2 protein-coding genes are annotated in these 4,696 nt (G+C 69.5%); one reads left to right on the top strand and one right to left on the bottom strand.

Annotation, left to right across the window (positions count from 1 at the left end):
* On the bottom strand, positions 1–4,143 hold a 4,143-nt coding region (locus IE294_RS46310), incomplete at its 3' end, for a glycoside hydrolase family 3 C-terminal domain-containing protein (RefSeq protein WP_189895324.1).
* Between the two features lie 365 nt (positions 4,144–4,508).
* Here IE294_RS46310 and IE294_RS46305 point away from each other — a divergent pair.
* The coding region (locus IE294_RS46305; protein WP_189895323.1) for a DUF3311 domain-containing protein at positions 4,509–4,696 on the top strand (188 nt) is incomplete at its 3' end.

Genomic DNA, 4,696 nt, shown 5'->3' with positions numbered 1-4,696 from the left:
ATCCGCCGACGCACCACCCGCCACCTCGGCACACTTGCCGTTGTAACCCGCGATACGGCCCGAGGGGCCGGACACGTCGGTGGGGATCTGCCACTTCTGGCCCAGGTCGCCGTTGTTGCAGGTCCAGATGATCAGCGGGTTGCCGTCCGCCGTGCCGCCGTTGGAGTTCTCCAGGCACAGGCCGGAGGCGGCGTTGACGAGGTAGCCGTTGCTCGCGTCGGCCGTCCACTGCTGGCCCTTGGAGCCGTCGCAGTAGTCGAGGACGACGTCCGTGCCGTTGGTGGTGCCGCCGCCGGCGGTGGCCAGGCACTTGCCCTGGTTCCACACGGTCTTGTCAGCGCCCATGGTCCACTGCTGGGACGCGTCGTCGTCGCAGGTGGCGAGGACCGCCTGGACGCCCGCGGCCGGGCCGGCCGCCAGGTCGACGCACTTGCCGCCCTGGCCGGTGACATGGCCGGTCGGGCCGTCCGGCTGGGGCGCCGGGGTGTGCGCGGTGCCGCCGATGGCCATGGCGATGACGTGGCCCTGTGGCGTGCCGGGCCCGTCCGACTCGGGCAGGATGACGGCCTGGACGGTCTTGCCCGCCGCCAGCGGCACCTTCGTGGTGAAGAGACTGACCTTCTGGTTCACCTTGCCGTCGTGGGAGTTGATGTAGGCGTAGGTGCCCAGTCGGCCGCCGCCCTGGGCGACGTTGTCGTTGTCCCACCAGTCGGAGAAGCTCAGGCCGTACTGCTGGGTACTGCCGTCGGTGTAGACGATGGTGCCGATGCCCTGGTGGGGTCCGCTGGTGCCGCTTCCGACGAAGCCCAGCTCGCTGCCCGTTCCGGAGATCAGGACCGCCTGTCCCTTGGTGTCGACGGCGTTGGGCGCACCCGTGGCGTCCGGCCACGGGTAGGTCAGGCCGTCGTGGGTGAAGGATCCGGCGGCCAGGCCCTGGGCGGCCAGCGCCTGTGCGGAGAAGCTGAACCCGCCGCCGTCGTACCTGCCCGGCGCGGGGTCGGAGTCGTCGGTGATCGCGACGTTGGTGTAGGCCGCGCGCACCGAGGCGAACGGCACCAGGAGCGTGCCGTCGGCGGTGTAGGAGCCGCCGCTGTGGGTGGCGGTCGCGGTCAGCGGGTAGGTGCCCGGCGCCACGCCGGAGGGCGGGGTGACCAGCCAGGTGGTGGTGGCCGAGGCGCCGGACGCGACGGAGGTGAAGGAGGTCGCGGTGGTGGCCTTGACGGTCCAGCCGGACGGCGCGGGCAGCGAGACGTTCACGCCGCTCAGCGCGCTCCCCGTGCCGTTGGTCAGGGTGGTGGTCACGGTCGCCGCCTGGCCCGCCGGCAGGAGCCGCGGGGTGTGGACGGCGAGGGTGTCCTTGACGACCATCACCATGGAGCCGGTGACGCCGCCGACGGTGACCTTGATGGTCGCCACGCCGTCCGCGCCGGCGGTGACGATGCCGGCGGAGTCGACGGTGGCGACGGCCGGGTTGCTGCTGGAGTACGTCACGGACGCGTTCGACAGGTTCACGAAGGACTGGTCGTTGTTGACCGCCTCCACGATGCCGTCGGCCGTGATCGAGGTGTCCCGCTGCTCCTTCGCCGGGTCGGTGTCGTCCTTGATCCAGGGGTTCTTCCTGGTCAGGTCGAGCGTCTCGCCGGCGTGGTAGACCAGCCGGCCGGGCTGCACGGTGACCGTGGAGACCTTCGGGGTGAGGGTTCCGGTGATGTTCACGGTGGCGGTGCTCTGCACGGTGGCGGAGTCGGAGGCCACCTTCAGCGCCCAGGCGCCGGGGAAGACCGTCTGCTTGGACGTCGACGGGTTCCACACGCTCAGATCGGACGCCTTGACGGGCAGCGTGACGTGCAGCTTCTCACCCGGCTGGAGGACGCCGGTGTTCTTGAAGCCGACCAGGCGCTGCTTGGGCATGGTGACGCCGGAGACGGTGAAGGTGTTGGCGGCGTAGAGCTGCGCGACGGTCGCGCCGGGCACACTGCCGGTGTTGGTCACGTCGAAGGACACGTCGACCGTGCCGTCGGCGGTGATGCTGCTCTTGTCGAGCGTCGCGGCCGAGTAGGAGAACGTCGAGTAGCTCAGGCCGTAGCCGAACGGGTAGGACGGCGTGCCGGTGAAGTACTGGTACGTCTGCCCCTTGCCGTCGGACTCGGCGGGCGTCAGGCCGTAGTCGTTCTTCCCGGCGAGCTGGGAGTCGTCCTTGTACCAGGTGAAGGTCAGGTGCCCCTGCGGGTTCTGCTTGCCGAACAGCACGTCGGCGAGGGCGGTGCCCTGGCCCTGGCCGTTGTAGGCGCTGTAGACGATGGAGGCGGCCTTGGACTGGCGGGCGGAGATGTCGACCGCGCCGATCGCCTGGATGTCCAGCACCACGTTCGGGTTGCCGAGCGCGGCGACCTGGTCGATCAGCGAGTTGTAGTTGCCGGGCATGGCCAGGCTGCCGCGGTCCTTGCCCTCGCTCGCGGTGTTCTGGTCGGTGCCGGCCGTGACGACCACCACGTCGGCCGCCTTGATCGCGGCCTGGGTCGCGGTGCTGAGGGTGACGGCGGAGGTGTTGCTGGTGCTGGTGCCCGCCGCGTCGTACGTCACGGTCGCGTTCGGGTTGGCGGCCTTCAGGGCGTCGGTGATGCCCTGGCGCATCGAGACCTGCTGGTCGGGGTTGTTGCCGTAGCTGCCGAGGTTGACGGTGTCGGCGAGGTCGCCGAGGACGACGACCTTGTTGACGGCGGACGCCTTGAGCGGCAGCAGCGGCTTGCCGGTCGCGGCGAGGTTCGCGTTCTTCAGCAGCACCATGGAGGCGTCGGCTGCCCTGGTCGCGAGGTCCACGTGGGCGGGGCTCTGGATGACCGACTTGTCGATGGAGGTGTAGGGCACGCTGCCGGGCGGGTCGAACTCGCCGGTCCGCATGCGGATGGTGAACACCCGCACCAGCGCGGTGTCGAGGACGCCCTCGCTGAGCAGGCCCGCGCGCACGGCCTCCGTCACGTTGGCGGTGGTCATCTCGTCGCCGCTGCAATTGAGGTCGTTGCCGGAGCGCAGGGCGAATGCCTGACCGCCGGCGCGGGCGTCGACGGTGTCGCCGGTCTCCCCGTCGATCCACTGCGGGTCGGTCTTGGACCCGTTGGTGGACCAGGGCGCGGGCGCCCAGTCGTGGCCGTCGTTCGGCAGTTTGTACGTCGTGCCGACGCCGCCGCAGTCGGAGGTGGTGAGGCCGGAGAATCCGTAGGTGCGCTTGGCGAGGGTGTCGTTGGTGTAGGTGTCGGCGACCGCGGGCGTGCCGTTGATGGCGTTGTACGAGGTCATCAGGCCCGCGACATGGGCCTGCCCGATCAGCCCGGCGAACTGCTTGGTGTAGTAGTCGCGCAGCTCGGAGTCGTTGACGTCGGAGCTGATGGAGGTGCGGGCGTCCTCCACGTTGTTCAGGGCGTAGTGCTTCGCGGTGGCGGCGGCCTTCAGGTAGCCGTTGACCGACGAGCCGTCGGGGTTCTGGCCCTGGAAGCCGTCGACGAACTGGCTGCCCAGCCGCGTCTGGAGGTAGGGGTCCTCGCCGTAGGACTCGTCGTGGCGGCCCCAGAGGGGGTCGCGGTCGTTGTTGACGGTCGGGGCGAAGTAGGTCAGCGCGCCGTAGTTGTCGGCGGAGGTGCCGAGGTTGTTGCGGCCGACGCCGAACAGCGACTTGTCCAGGAAGCCGCGGGCCTCGTCGCCGATCGCCGAGCCCTCCTGGAACTGGAGGGCGGGGTCCCAGGCCATCGAGGTGGCGAGGCTGGTCGGGAAACCGGTGGCCCTGACCGGCCACGAGGTGTCGTCGCCGGCGTTCTTGGAGTTGCCCAGCGACTGGATGCCGTGCAGGGCCTCGCTCCAGTACGTGTACCCCTGGACACCGAGGCTCGGGATGGCCGGGGCGTCGTTGGTGATGAGCTGGCGGACCTTCTGTTCCAGCGTCATCCGGGAGACGAGGTCGGCCGCCCGTTCCTCGAACGAATAACTGGTGTCCTGGTAGACGGGGGTGGACGCCGACGTGGACGTCTCCCCTCCCGCCGCCAGCGGTGACGCGACGGCGTACGGGGACACCAAGGTCAGGCCGACGGCGACGGCGACGGCGACCGTGGTCGCTCTTCCGCCGCCGCGCCGGCGTCTTGGACCGTGCATGCTCTCTCCAGAGTGAGACGGGGGGACGGCCTGCCGCGGTCGTCGCGACACGGGCGGGCCGGCCGGCGAGGACACCTGCCGCAACCCCTCGAAGGGCCGACGGCCATCTCGCCACCGTGCACCCTGTCACATGTGATCAACACCGGACGCACGTTTCAGCTCCATGTTTGATCACATGTTCGCCGACGGGCGGTGGAACGTCCGTTGTCTGCGGCGATGTCGGCATTGCGCCCGCTCCTGGAGGTGAACCCCCGGAGCCCGTCGCAGCGTTCACTAGGTGTCAGCGCCTGCGCCACGCTCATATGTGCCAGGCATCCGACCAGGTGCTTGGTACGCACACGAAGGTCCAGTGAAAGGTACTCACGATGCCCACCGCTCCGAAGCGCGGGAGTACGGTGGTGACTCCGCTGCGAGTCGCCGTAGGCCTGTGTCTTGCCGCCCCGTACGTCGCGATTCTCTGGGTCGGCTCCTACTCCGCCGTGGACCCGAGGTTCATCGGGATCCCGTTCTTCTACTGGTACCAGATGCTCTGGGTGCTGATCTCCACCGCGCT

The organism is Streptomyces canarius (assembly GCF_014650735.1).
Classification (GTDB): domain Bacteria; phylum Actinomycetota; class Actinomycetes; order Streptomycetales; family Streptomycetaceae; genus Streptomyces; species Streptomyces olivaceoviridis.
Note: the sequence above shows the minus strand (reverse complement) of the source record. Positions and strands in the feature narration are given on the sequence as shown.